Source organism: Paenibacillus tyrphae, from assembly GCF_024158745.1.
Lineage (GTDB): Bacteria > Bacillota > Bacilli > Paenibacillales > NBRC-103111 > Paenibacillus_G > Paenibacillus_G tyrfis_A.
In genome coordinates this window covers 1-17,415 of the sequence record NZ_JAMZAW010000043.1, presented here as the reverse complement: position 1 = coordinate 17,415, position 17,415 = coordinate 1, and the positions used below count along the sequence as shown (strand labels likewise).

The 17,415-nt window shown below is 57.1% G+C and carries 16 protein-coding genes; 2 read left to right on the top strand and 14 right to left on the bottom strand.

Annotation, left to right across the window (positions count from 1 at the left end):
• Positions 1–23: 23 nt before the first annotated feature.
• From NI000_RS35500 to NI000_RS35440, 13 genes are all read right to left on the bottom strand, one after another.
• Positions 24–1,550 carry a DUF4127 family protein gene (locus NI000_RS35500; protein WP_253415998.1) on the bottom strand — a complete coding sequence of 509 codons (1,527 nt, stop codon included), beginning with the start codon at positions 1,548–1,550 and terminating at the stop codon, positions 24–26.
• 29 nt (positions 1,551–1,579) lie between these two features.
• The gene (locus tag NI000_RS35495; RefSeq protein ID WP_253415997.1) at positions 1,580–2,257 is read right to left on the bottom strand and encodes an N-acetylmannosamine-6-phosphate 2-epimerase; all 678 of its coding nucleotides are present in this window, start codon (positions 2,255–2,257) and stop codon (positions 1,580–1,582) included.
• Between the two features lie 29 nt (positions 2,258–2,286).
• Positions 2,287–3,342 carry a Gfo/Idh/MocA family protein gene (locus NI000_RS35490; RefSeq protein WP_253415996.1) on the bottom strand — a complete coding sequence of 352 codons (1,056 nt, stop codon included), beginning with the start codon at positions 3,340–3,342 and terminating at the stop codon, positions 2,287–2,289.
• Positions 3,343–3,378: 36 nt separating this feature from the next.
• Positions 3,379–4,242: a sugar phosphate isomerase/epimerase family protein gene (locus NI000_RS35485; RefSeq protein WP_253415995.1), complete on the bottom strand. Its 864-nt coding sequence runs from the start codon at positions 4,240–4,242 to the stop codon at positions 3,379–3,381.
• A gap of 30 nt (positions 4,243–4,272) precedes the next feature.
• Positions 4,273–5,160: a carbohydrate ABC transporter permease gene (locus tag NI000_RS35480; protein WP_253415994.1), complete on the bottom strand. Its 888-nt coding sequence runs from the start codon at positions 5,158–5,160 to the stop codon at positions 4,273–4,275.
• On the bottom strand, positions 5,160–6,086 hold the full coding sequence (locus NI000_RS35475) for a carbohydrate ABC transporter permease (RefSeq protein WP_253415993.1): 927 nt from the start codon (positions 6,084–6,086) through the stop codon (positions 5,160–5,162). Before NI000_RS35475 ends, NI000_RS35480 begins: the two co-directional genes overlap by 1 nt.
• Positions 6,087–6,160: 74 nt before the next feature.
• Positions 6,161–7,507: an ABC transporter substrate-binding protein gene (locus NI000_RS35470; protein WP_253415992.1), complete on the bottom strand. Its 1,347-nt coding sequence runs from the start codon at positions 7,505–7,507 to the stop codon at positions 6,161–6,163.
• Positions 7,508–7,923: 416 nt separating this feature from the next.
• Positions 7,924–9,450: an ABC transporter substrate-binding protein gene (locus tag NI000_RS35465; RefSeq protein ID WP_253415991.1), complete on the bottom strand. Its 1,527-nt coding sequence runs from the start codon at positions 9,448–9,450 to the stop codon at positions 7,924–7,926.
• Positions 9,447–11,720, bottom strand: a complete 2,274-nt coding sequence (locus NI000_RS35460; protein ID WP_253415990.1) for an AraC family transcriptional regulator — start codon at positions 11,718–11,720, stop codon at positions 9,447–9,449. Before NI000_RS35460 ends, NI000_RS35465 begins: the two co-directional genes overlap by 4 nt.
• A gap of 365 nt (positions 11,721–12,085) precedes the next feature.
• A complete protein-coding gene (locus NI000_RS35455) occupies positions 12,086–13,015 on the bottom strand; it encodes a metallophosphoesterase family protein (protein ID WP_253415989.1) in 930 nt (309 codons plus the stop codon).
• Between the two features lie 112 nt (positions 13,016–13,127).
• Complete coding sequence (locus NI000_RS35450; RefSeq protein WP_253415988.1) at positions 13,128–13,901, bottom strand: MgtC/SapB family protein; 774 nt, start codon at positions 13,899–13,901, stop codon at positions 13,128–13,130.
• Positions 13,902–13,913: 12 nt separating this feature from the next.
• Positions 13,914–14,915 (bottom strand): PHP domain-containing protein, encoded by a 1,002-nt coding sequence (locus tag NI000_RS35445; protein WP_253415987.1) that lies wholly within the window; start codon positions 14,913–14,915, stop codon positions 13,914–13,916.
• A gap of 328 nt (positions 14,916–15,243) precedes the next feature.
• Complete coding sequence (locus NI000_RS35440) at positions 15,244–15,462, bottom strand: S-layer homology domain-containing protein (protein WP_253415986.1); 219 nt, start codon at positions 15,460–15,462, stop codon at positions 15,244–15,246.
• A gap of 292 nt (positions 15,463–15,754) precedes the next feature.
• Between NI000_RS35440 and NI000_RS35435 the strand changes: the two genes are divergently transcribed.
• Both NI000_RS35435 and NI000_RS37285 read left to right on the top strand, forming a co-directional pair.
• On the top strand, positions 15,755–15,928 hold the full coding sequence (locus tag NI000_RS35435) for a hypothetical protein (RefSeq protein WP_253415985.1): 174 nt from the start codon (positions 15,755–15,757) through the stop codon (positions 15,926–15,928).
• A 23-nt stretch (positions 15,929–15,951) separates the two neighbouring features.
• The gene (locus NI000_RS37285) at positions 15,952–16,044 is read left to right on the top strand and encodes a hypothetical protein (protein ID WP_375541034.1); all 93 of its coding nucleotides are present in this window, start codon (positions 15,952–15,954) and stop codon (positions 16,042–16,044) included.
• A gap of 441 nt (positions 16,045–16,485) precedes the next feature.
• Here NI000_RS37285 and NI000_RS35430 read toward each other — a convergent pair.
• The coding region (locus NI000_RS35430) for a hypothetical protein (protein WP_253415984.1) at positions 16,486–17,415 on the bottom strand (930 nt) is incomplete at its 5' end.

Below are 17,415 nucleotides of genomic sequence, written 5' to 3'. Positions count from 1 at the left end.
GCCTGGACTGGGACAAAACCCCGCTATCTCCTCTCGACACGCACGCGCAGACCGACCTCGAACATCCGGCTCCACGGCATGCGGCAGTCGTCAATCACGACGCGGTGCCCTTCGTCGTCGATCTGCTCCCGGGCAAACCGCTGCAGCTCCCGCTTCACAAGGTCCGCCACCGCCCCCCGCTCCCCGTCGATCGAGAAGTACGTGTGCCCCATAGACGGCAGGCACGACTGGGTAACCTGCTGACGGACGGATGCGCAGTAGCCCGCGTCCTCCACAAGCCGCAAGGCCAGAAAATCGCGATGGCCCGGCATATCGCCGTATAGGTAATAGATGAGCCCCTGCGCGAGGCACGTGCCGAGCGTATTGCCGTTGGTGTTCCAGCCGGCGTAGGCGGCCAAGCGGAACAGCAGCCCCTTCTGCCGCAGCAGCGCGAGCAGCTCCAGATCGGAGCCGTTGGCATAGGCGACGTCGGCGACCAGACACGGCTTCTTCCAGCGGTGAACGACCTCATGCGCCATTTCGGTCAATTCGACGAGGTTCCGCAGCACGGTATATCCGCGGTTCGGATTCGGTAAAGCCTGCTCGCCGGCTTCGATCATCTGCTCTCCCGGCGAATTCACGCACAGAACCAGATCTGCTTCGCTGACGGAGGAAGCCATCATCGCGCCTGCGGCCACGATGTGGCATTTTAGCGTCTCGTACAGCATCCGGTCTTCGTACAACGGCGTCACGAACGGACCCTGCACACTCGAAAAATGCGGGTAAATGAGCGGCCGGACGCCCATAAACCCGTTGATCATACGGGCGAGCAGCGTACAGCCGACCTCGTCGGCTCCCGGATACATATAGACCTGAAGCTGCAGGCTCAGGCTCCGGATATGCTCGCGCACGCACTGCTGGTCAACAGCCGTCAGCCCGAAGGGCGCCGAGTCGTCCTGCGGCACGATCATGAAGTCGACAACCTGCTCCTTCACCAGCTCGACGGCCCACTGGTTGACCTGCAAATTGACGGCCCGCCGCTCCGTATAATCCTGCCAGACGCCGGCAGGGATGGACGTATCCAGCCGCTTCAGCTCCGCAAGCTCCTTCTCATCCGCCAGCCCAAGCTCTGCCCGGTGCCGGAGAACCCCCCGCCTGAAAATGTCCTTTCCCCACGTTTCGTAATAGTCCGGTTCCTCGTCGCTGCTCGAATAGCTCGGACAGCGCATGATCAGGTTGAAGGCATACAGCCGCAGCTTCGGATTGATTTGCTTCAGCTTGCGCAGCCTATCCAGCCGCTCCCGGCACTGCTCCGGAGACAGCCGGTGCAGTCTCGACGGCACGATGCCTCCGTACATCAGTGTATCCAGCGAAACGATCGCACCGTCGGCTTCGGCTGCCCGCTCGAACAGCCAGGCCCATAGCCGGTCCACGTCCGCAGGCGATTTTTTGCGCCCCATCGCCTCCAGCTCCGGCCTCACGAGCCGAAAATCCGTACCGACGGCCAGATCGGCCGGAAAATCGAAGTTGCACGGACGTTCGTCCAGCGGAACATACAGTATGGTTCGCATGGCTTCCCCCTCCCCCGGCCGCTTCATCTCTAGCCGCTCTCCCGAATGGCATGTACGAACCGCTCGGTAATGTGCTGCGGACGCGTAATCGCCCCGCCGATGACAACGAATTGCGCTCCCGCGTCCAACGCCCGCTTGACATCCTCCGGCTTGCCGTATCTTCCTTCCGCGACAACCGGGACTTGCACGGCTGCGGCGAGGCGGGCCACTAGCGCAATGTCCGGCTCGGCGGATTGCGTGCTGTACGGCGTATAGCCCGACAACGTCGTCGATATCCAGTCGACGCCGAGCTGCGCGGCGTACCGCCCTTCCTCCTCGGTCGAAATATCCGCCATAATCAGGATGTCCCGCCGCTTCAGCTCCTTCACCGTATCCGCCAGCGTCCGTCCGTCGGGCCGCGGCCGGTCCGTGCCGTCCAGCGCAATAATATCCGCTCCGGCGGCATGGACGGCGAGCGCATCCTCCAGCGTCGGCGTAATATACACGTCGCTGCCTGCGCTGCTTCGTTTGTTCAAGCCGATCACCGGCACGGCAACGGCTTGCTTCACGGCAAAAATATCCGCGAGCCCGTTCGCGCGAATGCCGACCGCCCCGCCAAGCACGGCCGCTTTGGCCATCTCGGCCATATGGTGGGGGCCGAACAGTGGCTCCCCTTCATACGCTTGGCAGGAGACGACCAGGCCTCTCTCCGTAATTCTTTGTCTCATCATATGATCTCCCAACCGCAAATAGGATGCTAAAACCGGATTTCCTCGCCCGACTGGGCCGATTCGTAGATGCCGCACAGCATTTTCATCATTTCCACGCCGTCCTGCACCGGGCTGATCGTCTGCTCCCGGCCTTGGCAGCAATTGATAAAATGATCGATCTCGTTCTGGAAGCCGCGTTCGAAATCGAACGACAAGTGATCGATCTGCGGCGTGACGTTCAAGATCGTGTCGTGCCGCTCCGTGATAATCGTCAGCTCCGGCTCGACCTCGACCCCGCCTTTGTCCCCGTACAATTTGACGGCGAATTCGTCTTTCTTAGTCTGAAGCGTAAAGCTGACGTCAACGAGCAAGGAAGCGCCGTTCTCGAAACGGATCAGCGCGTTCGCGAGGTCCTCCACCGTATTGTGCTCGTTATAGTCGGCTGCCTTATAGTAATCCAAATGTTGAATATGGCTCCGGTTGCCCAGCTTCCGGTAAGCATTGCCGCTGATGGATTTGACCTTCGGCTTGCCCATCAGGTACCAGCACAGATCGATGATATGAACGCCGAGATCGATGAGCGGACCGCCGCCCGAGCGCTCGATGTCGGAGAACCAGCCGCCCGGATTGCCGAGACGGCGCAAGCAGGTCGCTTTGGCGTAATAGATTTCGCCCAGTTCGCCCGCATCAATGAACTTCTTCAGCACGCGCACGTTGGTGCCATACCGGCGGACATAGCCGATCTGCAGCGTCTTGCCGCTCCGGCCGACCGCCGCCTCCACCTGAAGCGCTTCCTCCACCGTCTTGCACAGCGGCTTCTCGCACAGCACGTGCTTGCCCGCCTCCAAGGCGGCGATGCTGATGGCGGCGTGGCTGTTGTTCCACGTGCACACGCTCACCGCGTCGATGTCCGGATCGGCAAGCAGCTGCTTGTAATCCGTAAATACTTTTCCCGCCCCGTAGGCCTCCGCCTTGGTTCTTGCCCGCTCCCCGTTCAAATCGCAGATCGCCGCAAGCTCCACCTCCGGGTTGTTGGCATAAGCCTTCAAATGCATTTCCGAGATACTTCCCGCTCCGATAACGCCGATTCTCACTTTACTCATGACGAATCCTCCCGATCCGAATATATATGCTTAGGTTTACAGTTCCTTCCACATGGCGCGGACGTAATCCATGCCGATCCTGGCTCCCTGCTTACAATCTTCCATGCCTTCGAACTCGATGGACACGTACCCGTCGTAGCCCGACGCCTTGATGATGCGCAGCACCTCCGGCATATCGATGTCGCCTTGACCGACAATCGCCCCGCGCAAATAGCTGCCGCCCGCCGACCGGAACCATCCCTCACCGGGATTCCGGTACGAAGGCCGGACGTAAAAATCTTTCACGTGCACCATCGAGGCGATGGAAATATTTTTGTTCACGGCCGGAACGGACAGCTCGTCGACGCACAGGAAATTGCCCACATCCAGCGTCGTCCGGAAATTGTCCCGGCCGACCCGTTCCACCAACCGCTGCACCCGGTCGCTGTGCTGGATGTAGTACCCGTGATTTTCCACGCTGGTGACGATGCCGTACGAAGCGGCATGGTCGGCTACCTGACGGCAAGCCTCCGCCACCCGCTCCAGATCCGCTTCGAACCGGGAGATCGTCGTTTCCGGCAGCGGCCGGGACGCCGCATCGTGCCGCATGAGCCGGATGCCCATGCGATGCGCCAGCTCGACGTGCTTTTTGACCCGTTCGATTTCCACCAAGTACGCCTCGTCCGACTCCGTCACAAAGTTCGCGCCGATCGCGTAATTGGACAGCTCGATTCTGCACTGCGCCGCTTTTTCCCGGATCCGGTCCGCCAGCTCCGGCTGCTCCAGCAGGTCGTACTCCAGCGGCACGATTTCCGCATGCTCGCCTCCGTTCTCCGCAATCCATTCGATAATGTCCAGGATGGTCCAGCCTTCGCGCTGCACCGCCTGATACAAGCTGTAGGAGCTGATGCCCAGCTTCATTGTCATTTCCTCCCCGGATGCTGCTTTTGGTTATTTCATCCCCGTGATGGAGATGCCCTCGATAAACTTTTTCTGCACGAAAAAGTACAGAATGACGATCGGAACGGTGAACAAGGTCGAAGCGGCCATCAACTGCCCCCAAGCCACTTGATTCTCGCGGATGAACTGCTTCAGCCCGATGGATAGCGTCCACTTCTCCGGATCGTTCAAATAAATGAGCGGGCCCTGAAAATCGCCCCACGCCGCCAGAAACGTGAACAGCCCCACGGTCAAGATCGCCGGCTTCGCCAATGGAAGGATGATTTGCGCATAAATGCGGAACTCCGAAGCGCCGTCGATCTTCGCCGACTCCGTCAGCTCATGCGGGATGCCCATAAAAAACTGCCGCACCATGAAAATGTAGTACGCCATGCCGGTGCCGAACCACGAGGAAAGCACGATCGGCCAGTACGAATTAATCAGATCCAGCTTGTTGAACAGCACATAAAGCGGAATCATCGTCACTTGAAAAGGAAGCATCAGCGTGCTCATCATGACGAGGAACAGCGCATTCCTGCCCTTAAAATGAATCCTTGCGAACCCGTAAGCGACAAGCGGCGCGATCACGACAACGCCGAGCACGCAAAGGGCGGAAATCAACACCGTATTCATCGTGTATTGGAAGAACGGAATCGCCTTCATCGCATTGACGTAGTTGCTCCACTGTACCGTCTCGGGCCACCACCGGACCGGCACGACGAAGATTTCTTCGTCGGTTTTGAGCGACGTGATGACCAGCCAGACGAACGGCAGCAAAAACAGCAGGCCGACGATCACGAGCGGCAGATGCGTCACCCAGCTTGGGCGCGCCCCGAGAGCTCGCTTTCGCTTATTCCGGCTAACGGATAAGGAAGACGTTGCGGCAGTTGCCTTGGACATTAGCGCTCACCTCCGTAATACACCCAGCGGGCCGATGTTTTGAAGACCAGAAAGGTCAGCAGGAAGACGATAACGAACAGCACCCAGGCCATCGCCGACGCGTAGCCCATCCGCAGGAACGAGAACGCCGTCTGGTACAAGTAAACCGCGTAGAACAAAAGCGAATTTTCCGGTCCGCCGATCGCCTGCCCGTTGCCGTCCGCGAACACGTAGCCTTGCGTGAACATTTGCAGCGCCCCGATGACGCCCATGATGACCTGAAACAGCGTCATCGGCGAGATCGCCGGCAGCGTGATGTGGCGGAACTTTTGCCAGGCGTTGGCTCCGTCGATCTCCGCCGCTTCGTAATACATGCGCGGCACATCCTGCAGGGCGGCCAAATACATGATGCTCGCCGTCCCCGTTCCCCAGAAGCCCATCAGAATCAGCGCGGGCTTCGTCCATTGCGGCTCCAGCAGCCAGACGGGCTGCGGCAGTCCCAGCATGCCCAGCAGCTCGTTGATCAGCCCGTACTGCGCGTTCAGCAGCCACATCCACAGCAGCGTCGCGGCAACCGTCGGCACGAGCGTAGGCAGAAAATAAATCGTACGGTAGAGCGATTTTCCTTTAACGTCTTTGTTGAGCAGCATGGCAATGCCGAGCGCGAACGCCAGATGCGGGAACAGCCCGAACACCGCCATAAAAAGCGTATTGTACAGCGATTGCCATACTTTGCCGTCCACGACCAGCTCCGCGTAATTCGCGGCGCCCGCCCACTGTGGGGCTTCGAACAGGTTGTACTCCGTCAGGCTGTAATAGAACGAAGATATGATCGGCAGCAGTTGAAACAGCAAAAATCCGATCAGCCACGGACTGATAAAGCACAACCCGACGAGGAGACGCTGGCGCTCTCTTCGCTTGATTCCGATTCGATTGACTGTATCCATCTCCGGTCCTCCTCCTCTTTGATGTTCGGGGCGCGCGAGCAGCGCGATAACAGCATGCGCGCGCCCCGGTGTTCTTATTTCTTGTTCGCTTTATCCGCTTTCGGTTGAATTTTGGCCACGACGTTGTCCATCGCTTGCTGCGGCGTGATCTGGCTCTTGAGCGCTTTTTCCGTTTCTTCGTTCAGCGCCTGCAAATATTCGTTGATATAGACGCTGTTCGGAAAGCCGTTCAGGTTCGAGCTCTTCGCGCTCTCGAAAAATTCCGTCAGCGACTTCGTCGCTTCGTTCTTGGTCAGCTTCGGATTGTCCAGCGCGCTCAGGAGCACCGGAATCGTCTTCGCTTTGGTCGCGTACTCGATCTGCACATCCTCCGACAAGAAATACTGCATCACTTTCCAGGCCGCTTCCTTGTTCTTCGCTTTCGCCGGGATGAACATCGCAATCGGGCTGACCATGCCCGCGTTCTTCAGCTCGGGCCGGTCTTTTGGATAAGGGAACGGCGCAACGCCGATCGCTCCGCCTTCGCCGCGCTTGTCGTTGTACATGTTCTCCCAACCGATCATCATGCCGAGCTTGCCGGTGACGAGCGGGTCTTGCGGCGTGTCAGCCTTGCCCATGCCGGATTTGAACTTGGAGATGCCCTCGCTGCCGAACTCTTTGTAATATGATGTCTGGTAAGCGATCGCATCAACGTTCGCCTTCTGGGCGGCCGTCAGCTTGCCCTTGCCGTCATCCCAGGAGCCGCCGAAGATGATCGGCCAGAAGACATTGTCGATCCACGGATAGTCGGGGATGAAGCCGACCTGCTCGTAGCCGTTTTTGCTGTCCTTCTTGGTCAGTTTTTTCGAGACCTCAAACATCTCTTCGAGCGTTTCCGGCGGCTTGGAAATTCCCGCGTCCTGAAACATCTTCTTGTTGTAGTACAGCCGGCTTGCCATGCTCATCGAGATCGGGAAGCCGTATACCTTGCCGTCCACCTTCATGCGCTCCAAGGCAGCGGGAATGATTTTCTTCGTATCGAAGTTCGCCTGCTTGACGAAATCGTCAAGATTCAGCACCGCGCCCGCTTCGGACCACGGGCCGATGTTGTTCCAGAACGTGAACATCAGATCGGGCGCGCTGCCGCCGGAGATCGCGGTGAGCTGCTTTTGCGGGTCCTGATTGCTCAGCGCTTTGATCGTAATTTCGTTCTGGCTGGCGTTGAAAGCCGACACCATCTGATCGAGTACAGCCGCTTTATCGCCGGTGTAATGGTTCCAGAGTTGAACCGTCACTTTCCCTTCCGTCTTCCCGTCGCCGGAAGCAGCTCCGGACCCCGTACCGCCCGCGTCCTTGCCCCCGGCACATCCGCTAAGTCCTGCCGCCACCAGCATGGTCGCCAGCAGTGCCGTCATCGTTTTATACGTTGTATTCCGTTTCATGTCAGCCACCCTTTCGATAGTGTGTTTACGATGTTGCCGCCTCTCTCCCCTCACGGTGAGCCGGAACATCCGGGCTTTCCGCTTCAGGCGGGTGCGAATCGTCACTTAATCCTTCCTTGGGCAAAGTCTCCTGCCCTGTCTCCTTCCGCTCATCGGACAAGACTAAATGAAAACCACCTCCTATAATTAATGTAAAAACGGAATAATCCTCCACAAAAGGACATACTTCGGGACAATACTCCTCCGTCTGCACGTATGCACGGATTTGCCGCACAGGGTGCCGGACGGCCGCGGCTCCCCCCTCTATGTTGAAGTATCGAACATAGAGAGGGTGCTTCGCGTCGCGAAGTAGTTTCCGCCGCAACACAGACGCTCCGTGCCCCGCCAGACGGCTTAGGCAACCCGCATCGGCTTGGTCAGTGCCGCTTGTTCCGCAGGAAAGCGTCGATCTGGCGCTGCAGCTCCGACCCGATCGCTTCCAACAGCGCACCGGCTTCGGCTTCAAAACGCGGCCACGCTTCCTCCGGGTCGAGCACTCCGTTAAACATCGGCGTGTAGTACTCCGCCTCGATTCTTGCGTACGCGTTCAGCTCGTTCTGTACCGGAGTTCCGTCGAACTGGAACCCCGTCAGTACATCCGGCGTAAAATGCTCCGCCCGCCGAATAAACCAGTCCAACGCCTCCGTACGGTCATCGGTCACCGGAATGCGGTCGTCGTCCGGGTTCCACAACCAGACGTACGGGAACTGCTGATAGCCGCTTTTCAGCGTCCGATATCGGTCCGTCCCTACGGGCTCCCAATGGACGCCCGGAAGTCCGTACGCCAGCAGGTCGTAGTTGTCCTTCTCGTTGGCCCAATTGAGGAACTGGATCGCTTCCTCTTTGTGCTTGCTGGTCACCGGAACCGCGATAAAATTCCATTGGGCGAAATTCGACAAATTCGCCTTCGGAATGTCCTGATAAAAGATCACGCTCTCCAGCTCTCCGCCCGCTGCATGCCGCTTCAGCTTTTCCTGATTCCCCTCGTCAACCGAGAACGAGCCTGCCGGGAAGACCGCTACCTCGCCCGAGAAGCCCGGGTCTTGAAAATCTTTGATGCCGAGCACGTTCTGATGCATGACGCCATCCACATACAACCGGCGCGCTTCGCGAATCCAGTCGCGGACCGGCGAATCCTTTTCGTGAAACAGATTGTGCACCTTGCCGTCATTGCGCTGGTAATACAGCATCAGGCTGCTGCCCAGCGCCTGCGTCGGCCGGATCTGTTCCTGCGCATCGTCGTAATACCGGAACGCCGCCTGACTGTAGAGCTGCTGCGACGTGTTCCCCGCTGCGATCAGCGGCACGATGCCCGGCTCCTTCTGCTTCAGAAGGTAGGCGAACCGGATCAGCTCTTCGTAGCTTTGGATCGGCGGCACGCCAAGCTTCTCGCGAAGGTCCTTGCGGACGAAATACGAGTGGCCCATCGCATAGGAGACGCCGAGCGGGATCGCCATAATTTTGCCGCCGTACCGGTTGGCCTCCCACATCGGCCGGGGCCGCTTGGCAAGGATCGTCTCGCCGTACTTCTCCAGCAGCACGTCGAGCGGCTCGTAGTACCCGCTGGAGATCATCTCGCTCAAATGCAACCACGGCGCGTCGAAGACGAGATCGATCTCCTCGCCCGAAGCCAGCGCCACCTGGGATACCCGGCCAAAGTCGTTCCATGGCACGAACTTGATGTCGAGGCTCACGTTGAGCGTTCCCACCAGACGCCGCTGCGCTTCCTTCAGCACAAGGTCGTAATCGGCGGCCCGATCGCCCGGGAGCATGATGCGGAGCGTCACCGGAGAAGGCGTGGCGGCCGGGGCCGTCCGGCCCGCATCGGAAGCGGAGGACCCTCCGCACCCCGCAGGCAAGAGAAGCGCAGCAAGCAAGCATCCCCATCGCAGTGTCCGGTTCATTTCGCTTCCCCTCCTTCCCCTTCGGTATGGTGCAGCCGGTATTGGTTAGGGGTCAGCCCCGTCGCTTTTTTGAACGCCGTAAAATAATGGCTTCGCGTCAAAAATCCCGAACGCTCCCCGATATCCGCCACCGACATGCTTGTCGTGACGAGCAGCTCCTTTACCTTCTCGATCCTTGTGTTCAGAATGTAGTTCGAGAGCGACACGCCGCGCACTTCCTGAAAAATGCTGCGGGCGTACTTGGCCGACAGCGAAACATGCTCCGCGATCGCTTCGACGGACAGCATCGGATCGTGAATATGGTACAGTACGTAGTTGATCATCTCCTCCGCAAGCTTCTCCTTCCGGTCACCGCCTTTGCGGGAGCTCAGCTGGTCCATGACAGCGAATAGCTCCGCCTCTAGCCAGTGTCGCGCTTCCTGCAGCGTCGAGAATCGGTCGAGCTGTTTGTCGATGCCGTCCACGCCCTGCAGCGCCCGAAGCTTGTCGAATTCCTTCATGATCGTAAATAAAATGACGGTCAGCCTTACCTTGCATTCGGTGTATTTGACCGCCGCCATCTGCCCGAACAGCTCCTCCAGCAGCAGGACGACCTGGTCCTTTTTCCCGGACTTGACCGCGACAAGCAGCTTGTCGAGGCTCTTCGGATCGGATAACGGCTGCAGCAGCCGAACGTAGCTTTCGTAATCGCCCTCCGTGTACACCTTGTCTTCGCCGCTGATGAACTTGAGCAGAGTAAGCTCCAGAACGAAGTCGTAAACGGAGCGCAGATCGTCCTCCAAGTGCTTCAGATCGCTCACCGCGACGGTCACCTGAAGCCGGACATACGTTGCAATATGCCCCTTGATCGTCTCCAGCAGCTTGCAGACTACGGCATCGTCCCGATCCAGCCCGATCAGGAAGACGATGTGATCGCCGGCCAGATCGATCGTCTCCAGCGCCCCGCCCTCGCCCGAGATGATCTCTCCGGCAATGTTGCCCATCGCGTATTTGAGCAGTTGGCGGGAAGCAAAATCGTACGTTTCGGCAACGTCCCGGTATGCGTCGATTTTGACGACCACAAGCCGGATAAGGTCCGACGCCAGGAGCTCCGATTCCCGGGCAATCCCTTCCCGCAGCGTCCGGTTCATTCTTCCCTGCAGTAGCCACTGGCGCAAATATTCCGCCTTGATCAAGCCGGAATGGCCGCGAAGCGATTGGTGCATTTCGTCGACCCGGCTGGACAGCAGCTCGATCCCGTTTTTCAAGATGCTGTACTCGTCTCCCGCAGCGGGGAGAGCCAGCGCGGAATGGCGCGACTCCTGCACGATGCGGCGCTGCAATTGGTCCGCCAGCCTGCGGAACGGCTTCACCATCCGGCGGGAATTCCAGAATGCCGCCAGCAGCAGCAGGACGAGCAGCAGCAGCGAGTAACCGACGATTTTCGTCTGGAACGCTAGCGCTTGACGCTTAAACGCTTTCAACTCGGTTAATGAATACACCGTCCATTTCTGCGAGGCCAGCGGTGCGGAATTGACGAACAATTGCATTCCGCACACGGTCATGACCTGTGTCTCCGAACCCGCCGGCTTCAGGCGGCGCAGCTCGTTCAGGATGGCCGCGTCGTGCTCCGCGGTCCCCAGCACATTCCGGCCTTGGCCGTCCACAATCATCAGATCCATGCCGAGTTCCTTGTTCAGACCGAGCAGATTTTCCTGCAGCGCCCTGTTATCCAACAGGAGCACGAGATAGCCGCGGTGGTCTTTCCTGGCCGGCGTGGACGGAACGATGAGCGCGAGATAAGGCTCGCCGCCGGTTTCATGATAAAAAAACTGCAAAAAGAGCGGCCGGTCCTCCCGGATCTTCTTCAGCATCGCCGCATCCCCGAATTTCTCGAACGAAACGAGCCCCTTGAGCGAATCGATCACCTGCTCTTTGTGGACGTTCACCAGATAGGCGCGCTTGATAAACGGCTCAGTCGACATATAGTTCGTCAGCGCATGGAGCGCATCCATGTCGTCCAGCGGACTGCGGCCGGCCGATTGCAGCCATTCCTGCACCGTACGGTCCTGGTACATATGAAGCCCGTACGCTTTGAGCTTGTTCAGCAGAAACTCGGTGCGGCTTGCCGTTTGCAGCATCGTATCGCGGTTGAACAGATCCATTTGCGAGTAGGCGTATTTCGAGAACTGGTTCGCCAAAAACATGGAGAACGGAATGATGATCATCGTAAAGATCATTCCGATCCACAAATAAATCCGAACGTAGTTCTTGGAAAATAAATGTCGCATCGTCCAACCTTCCTTGCGCGTCTGTCGTAGTAGTCACCGTCCTCATTATACTATACATCCGATTTCGGACATCCGTATTGGACTGATCGAAGCATGGTAAGTTGGCGTATCGGAAATTCCTGCCCCCATCGTAGCATTCGCCCCCGGATTCGCCCAGTTCTCATTTGCCCAAAACAGTTCTCAAATGGCGGAAACCCGCTATTTTCAAGGCTTCCATTCAAGTTCGGCACGGGGTTTTCCGGACGAATTCCGTCTTCGATAGCTGCCAAAATGAAAACAGGCGGACGGCCGAAGAGGTGCTCTTCCAGCCGTTCGCCTGTCCGAAATGCAGTTTTAATTTGCAGGGGCCCCTGCCCGTGCAGTCCTTAACGCGTCTCCGGCCGATGCTCCGGCTGCTCCGTCACGACCGTTCCGTCCGCTAGACGCAGCCAGTTCTCGAAGCCGCGCTCGCCTTCGCGCAGCCGAATGATGCGCGCCCCGCGCGGGAAATCGTCCCGGCCGTACGTATTGTAGCCCGTCGCCCGGCCATAGCACAGGCGGACGCCGTGAAGCGTGCCGCAGTAATCGTTGACGTGGTCGTGCCCGGCGAACGTCCCCATGACGTCGCCCATTTCGACGAGCGCCGCGAACAGTCCCGTGTTAATCTTCGGGCAGCACACGTTCTCGTACTTATGCCCGTGGCATACTTCGCGCTCCCATACCTCCGCATACTCCGGCAGCGGAATATGGAAGAACGCCAGGGCCGGCAGCGGCGTGCCGCCGTTGTCCGACGTATAGGCGGCGGACTGCCGGACGTACCAATCGATCTGATCGCGGCAAATCCAGCCGTAGCCCTGTACGTGCGGCAGCGTGGACATGCAGCCGGAGTCGAAGCCGTACAGCAAGGCGGCCGGACGGCCGGACGCATCCCGGACTTCGAGCACATAGTTGCCTTCTCCGGCAATGTCCGACGGACCGCCCGACGCTAACGCGTATTCGTAGCCCGACACTTTGTCCATCAGCTGCTGCCGGGTGATTTTCATCTCGGTATCGTGATTGCCGAAGACGACCGCCCACGGGATGCGCCGCTTCTCGACGACGGAAACCGCCCGGTCGAAACGGCCAAGCGGATCGTCGCATTCCTTGTCTTCGATGACGTCTCCGGTGAAGTAGACCAGATCCGGCCGCTCCGCTTCGAGAATGTGCTCCATCAGCTCCAAGGTGCGCCGGTCCGCGTCGCCTCCGGATTTCATATGCACATCGGTGAACTGCACAATCGTAAACGTCCGGTCATCCCGAAAAGTTAAAGCTTGCATTTGAATCGCTCCTCTTCGCTAGTTGTATATCTCGTTACCGTCTGCCGGAAGCAGCGCCTGCTTCATGGTTGAAGCAGATCGATTCCGCCGACGCCGGACCCGCAGGACCGAATCAGGCCGTCTTCCCCGCCGCTTTCGTTTTATTTTCGTGCTCGAACGGCTTCCATCCCGGCGTTTCTACCTTCACCATACCCGGAAGCACGACCAGCTCCTGCACGACGTTCTCGTATTGCCCGGCCGTCGTCTTGAGCGCCATGCGTACGCTTAAGGCATGGCGACAGCCTTCCTCCGTTTCCTTCACCCGGCTCTCCACATGCAGTACGGTGACGGAAGCGCCCGCAGCCTTGATCCGGTTCAGCATCGCGCCGAGATTCCCGTCCCCGTCCCAGAGCTCGACCTCCACCTCGCGCTTGCGCTTCGTCTTCGCCAACGCCGCCTTCTCCACCTTGTTCAAGAGGAACAAGCTGACGATGACCGCGGCCGTCGAGACGACGGCCCCATAGTAAAAACCGGCGCCGACCGCAAGGCCGATGGCCGCTACGACCCATAGCGAAGCCGCGGTCGTCAGCCCTGACACGGTTGGCCCCGTGCGTATAATCGTTCCGGCCCCCAGGAAGCCGATGCCGCTGATTACTTGGGCGGCCAGACGTGCCGGGTCCAGCCTCACGTTCGCTTCGACCGCAAAATCGGAAAAACCGTAGCTCGACAGCAGCACAATCAGAGCCGAGCCCATGCAGACCAGAATATGCGTGCGAAATCCGGCCGAATGCCCGCCGATTTCCCGCTCCAAGCCGATCAGACCGCCCAGCACCAGCGCCGTTATAATGCGGAGCGTCAGCTCCGCATAACCGATATGCCACACATCCGGGGTCAACGACAGTTCCATGGGGACCTCCCCTTACCGCCCGAGCGGAACGGCGATCCGTTTCTTCTCGTGCACGTAGATGATTTCTTTGTACCCGATCCGGGCCAGCAAATCCATCGCCTCGTCCAGCTGCGTTCCGATGTCGTCCGGAAAATGGGAATCGGAGCTTAACGTAATCGGGACGCCGTGTTTATACAAAATGTCCAGAAAAGCCGGACTCGGGCAAGCTTCTTTCACCGGGTACCGGTAAGCAAGTCCGGTATTGATCTCGGTCGCCACATCCGCCTGCTTGAGCGCACGGGCCACGTCTTCGTACATCGGCAGCAGCAGCTTCTCTTCCGGCCGGTAATTGAACACCTTCAAATTATCCAGATGCGCAATAATGTCGAACAAGCCGCTGGAAGCCGCCATTTTCACGTAGTCGAACAATTGCCGATACAGCTCAGGCAAGTCTTTTTCCTTAAACAGCTCCTGGGTCTCCGGGTTATCGAAGCCCCAACCTTCCAGAAAATGGACGGACCCGATCACGTAATCCAGCTCGTACCGCGACAGCAGCTCGCCGAGCTCCGCCTCGCCTCCCGGGAAAAAGTCCGCCTCGACCCCGAGCGATACGGGCACGCCCGCGGCCTTCGCCCGGCGCACCGCCTGAAGATACGGCTCGATGGAGCTTACGCAGACACGGTCCAGCCAGTACTGCTGCAGCCGGCCAAGCGGCGTATCGTCCACGATCATGTGCCGTTCGTAATACGGCCGGAACTCGGTAAACCGGTACAGGTGATCCACCATCCCGAACCGCTCGATCCCGCGTTGCCGCCCCTGCTCGAAATAGAACGCGAGCCATTCGTCGCTGAAGCAGCCCGCCGCAAGCCGCTGCTGAAGCAGCTCTCCCAGCTTGTTCATCCATTCGAGCGAATGCGGCCGCTCACCCAGCCGCCCGCTCTCCCGATGCACGTTCTCCAACGCCCGCGCCGTCCGCTGCAGCCAGCCGGTCGAGTACGGCCCCTCCTCCAGGTGAAAATGAAAATCCAGCTTCATCCCGCTTCCTCCTCACTCATACATGAAGGTTTTTCTTACAAACGCTTCCACTTCACGGGTTACTTTTTTGAACAACTTCGATAAATAAAACACCTTACGCATTTGATGATTGGCAATCATCAATCGTGGATTGTTGCATACATCACTTTGTTGTTGTGGTTTCTTGTTGATTATTGTAGTCCTTTCTCCATCATCCGTCAATCTGAAAATAAATCGGGCGTTAACTCCCACAGCCCGGAACATACGCTCTAGAGAAAATGCGAAAAAGAACCCGGCGGCATGCTCGGCACCGGGCTCTTGCTTAGTATGAACCTTCGTATGGAGTCGCCTAGCGGATCAGGCGTAAAAGCACCGTGACCGCTTCGGCGCGCGTGGTCCCCTCTAGCGGATGCAGAAGGTTCCGGTCGTCTCCTTCGAGAAGTCTCGCGGACAATGCGGTGCGGTAAACGTCCTGCGCCCATGCGGGGACTTCCGCGCCGTCGGCAAAGGCCGTGACCGGCTTGTTTGCCGTCTCCGGCAGGCTGCGGTTCGCATAAGCGGCCGCCATAGCCCGTCCCCCGATCGCTTCGCCTGCCCAATCGGGCCATACTTCGCCGGTCGCCGTTGCAAGTGACGGTCAAAGCCTGCTATTGGGATGATCATGCCGAAGATATTACGGCTTATAGCATCTGGTCGGTGCGCGACCCATCCATTGCAAGCGTTAGTGCGGCGGGCTGTCCGGGCTTTCCCCCGGCGAGACGGTGCTGACCGCCACGTACGGGACTTACAGCGCGACGTCGGCCGCGAAAGTCCACTATGCAAGAGATTAGGAGCCTAAACCGGAACCGAAGCCCGATCCGATGGATGAAGATTCGGGATCGGACGATAGCGGTTCCGGAAGCGGCAGCCTGGCACCTAGTCCGGTTCAACTGGGCAACGGAAGAGGAACGGAACCTTCTCCGTTAAGGACAAGGCTCCCGGCCGCCAGCCTGATCAGCCCGCTCCGGTTACACCGGGGAACGGAGCTGCGGTAAGCGGGCATTGGGCAGCGGCGGACATCTACAGGGCGTCAGAGGCACGGATCGTCGACGGCTTCACCGACGGGTCGTTCCGGCCGATGCGAAGGTTACCAGCGCGGAATTCACGGTGACGCTGGCCCGCGCGTTCTCATGGGCCGGACCGCAGAACAAGTAGGAACCGGACTCGCCATCAATTGCCCATAAGCGGCGGCGCCTACTGTCGCCGTGCCCGGCGTGCTTGAGGTCAGCTTCGTTTCATAGACTCCGTATACCGTTTCTACAACGTTGTCCAGTCTTCCCAAGTCTTCACTTTTGTTACCAATTCACAAATACACTCAAAGTACATTCTTGATGCACGAATTAACTTATCTAAAAATTCCCGCCCTCACAAGACACCAAATTGGATTGTTTCAAAAGCTAAAAGTTGCTGAAAAACGAAATCTATTTGAATTTATCAAGAAACTTATATCATTACATACAGCATTGAATGATTCGATACGATATTAAATACAACAAAAAAAACAGATACCACTTTGATATCTGTTTCCGTGTTTCAATGAAACGACTTCTATTTATTTCAGTTTTAACAACTTGTCACCTTCAACAACGGTTTGTTTAATAAAACCAGATAAAGTTTTGGGGTATTTGCCCAATCCAGTTGTTAATATAATTTGGTAATCCATTGATTGAAGTTCAGAAATTCTATCCATACATTTATCTAAATTATCTTTATCAATCCCCAAGTTTTCAGGTGTATCCACAAGTAAAAATTGAGGGAATGGAATACGATTCTTGGTGTCCAAAGACATGGCTAAAAGAGTTAAGAAATATAAAAATCGTTTAGGTACATCTGAGCTGGCTTCTCTGTAATATCCATCGTTTATGACAGGCATATAATCCTCATTAATCTCTGCACTGGATACTTCTTTCAAAGTTTTTGTCATGAAGCCATTGTATATCTCATTAAAGCGTTTAATCTGGGCTTGTATCAATTGTTCTATTGCATCCTGTGTACTTCTCACCTTTGTTTGTAGCGCAGTAAAATCATCTTTCGCTTTTTTAAATGCCCGTTCAATTCCTTCATACTTTTCAATCATTTTAATCCTATTTTCACTGTCTTGAATATCATTCCTTAATTGATAAACACGTTCATTCAACTGTAGTAATTCTTGATTATTGGAATTCGTGTGCTGTTCAGCTTCTTTCAATTGGCTGCGTGTGCTCTCCAGACTTAAATGAATTTGTTTAATCCCGTCTTGTAAGGATGTAATTTCTCTGCCACACGAATTGATAGCTACTTCAATGGTTTCAACTGACTTTTGTTTGGAACGCAAAATTTCAATGTATTCCTGTGAATTATAAAAGAAACGCTCACTCTGACCTTCTTGAATTTCTGCACCACATAAGCAAACTCCACTAATACGTTCCACTTTATTAAAACAACAAGGGCAGTGGTCTGGAGAAAAAAGATGCAGTGTATTATGAGAAAATATAATTTTATT

Bases quoted from the DNA above. Each gene is read 5' to 3' on its own strand.
- NI000_RS35500 (WP_253415998.1), bottom strand. From the start codon at position 1,550: ATGCGAACCATACTGTATGTTCCGCTGGACGAACGTCCGTGCAACTTC.
- NI000_RS35495 (WP_253415997.1), bottom strand. From the start codon at position 2,257: ATGAGACAAAGAATTACGGAGAGAGGCCTGGTCGTCTCCTGCCAAGCG.
- NI000_RS35490 (WP_253415996.1), bottom strand. From the start codon at position 3,342: ATGAGTAAAGTGAGAATCGGCGTTATCGGAGCGGGAAGTATCTCGGAA.
- NI000_RS35485 (WP_253415995.1), bottom strand. From the start codon at position 4,242: ATGAAGCTGGGCATCAGCTCCTACAGCTTGTATCAGGCGGTGCAGCGC.
- NI000_RS35480 (WP_253415994.1), bottom strand. From the start codon at position 5,160: ATGTCCAAGGCAACTGCCGCAACGTCTTCCTTATCCGTTAGCCGGAAT.
- NI000_RS35475 (WP_253415993.1), bottom strand. From the start codon at position 6,086: ATGGATACAGTCAATCGAATCGGAATCAAGCGAAGAGAGCGCCAGCGT.
- NI000_RS35470 (WP_253415992.1), bottom strand. From the start codon at position 7,507: ATGAAACGGAATACAACGTATAAAACGATGACGGCACTGCTGGCGACC.
- NI000_RS35465 (WP_253415991.1), bottom strand. From the start codon at position 9,450: ATGAACCGGACACTGCGATGGGGATGCTTGCTTGCTGCGCTTCTCTTG.
- NI000_RS35460 (WP_253415990.1), bottom strand. From the start codon at position 11,720: ATGCGACATTTATTTTCCAAGAACTACGTTCGGATTTATTTGTGGATC.
- NI000_RS35455 (WP_253415989.1), bottom strand. From the start codon at position 13,015: ATGCAAGCTTTAACTTTTCGGGATGACCGGACGTTTACGATTGTGCAG.
- NI000_RS35450 (WP_253415988.1), bottom strand. From the start codon at position 13,901: ATGGAACTGTCGTTGACCCCGGATGTGTGGCATATCGGTTATGCGGAG.
- NI000_RS35445 (WP_253415987.1), bottom strand. From the start codon at position 14,915: ATGAAGCTGGATTTTCATTTTCACCTGGAGGAGGGGCCGTACTCGACC.
- NI000_RS35440 (WP_253415986.1), bottom strand. From the start codon at position 15,462: ATGGCGGCCGCTTATGCGAACCGCAGCCTGCCGGAGACGGCAAACAAG.
- NI000_RS35435 (WP_253415985.1), top strand. From the start codon at position 15,755: ATGGATGAAGATTCGGGATCGGACGATAGCGGTTCCGGAAGCGGCAGC.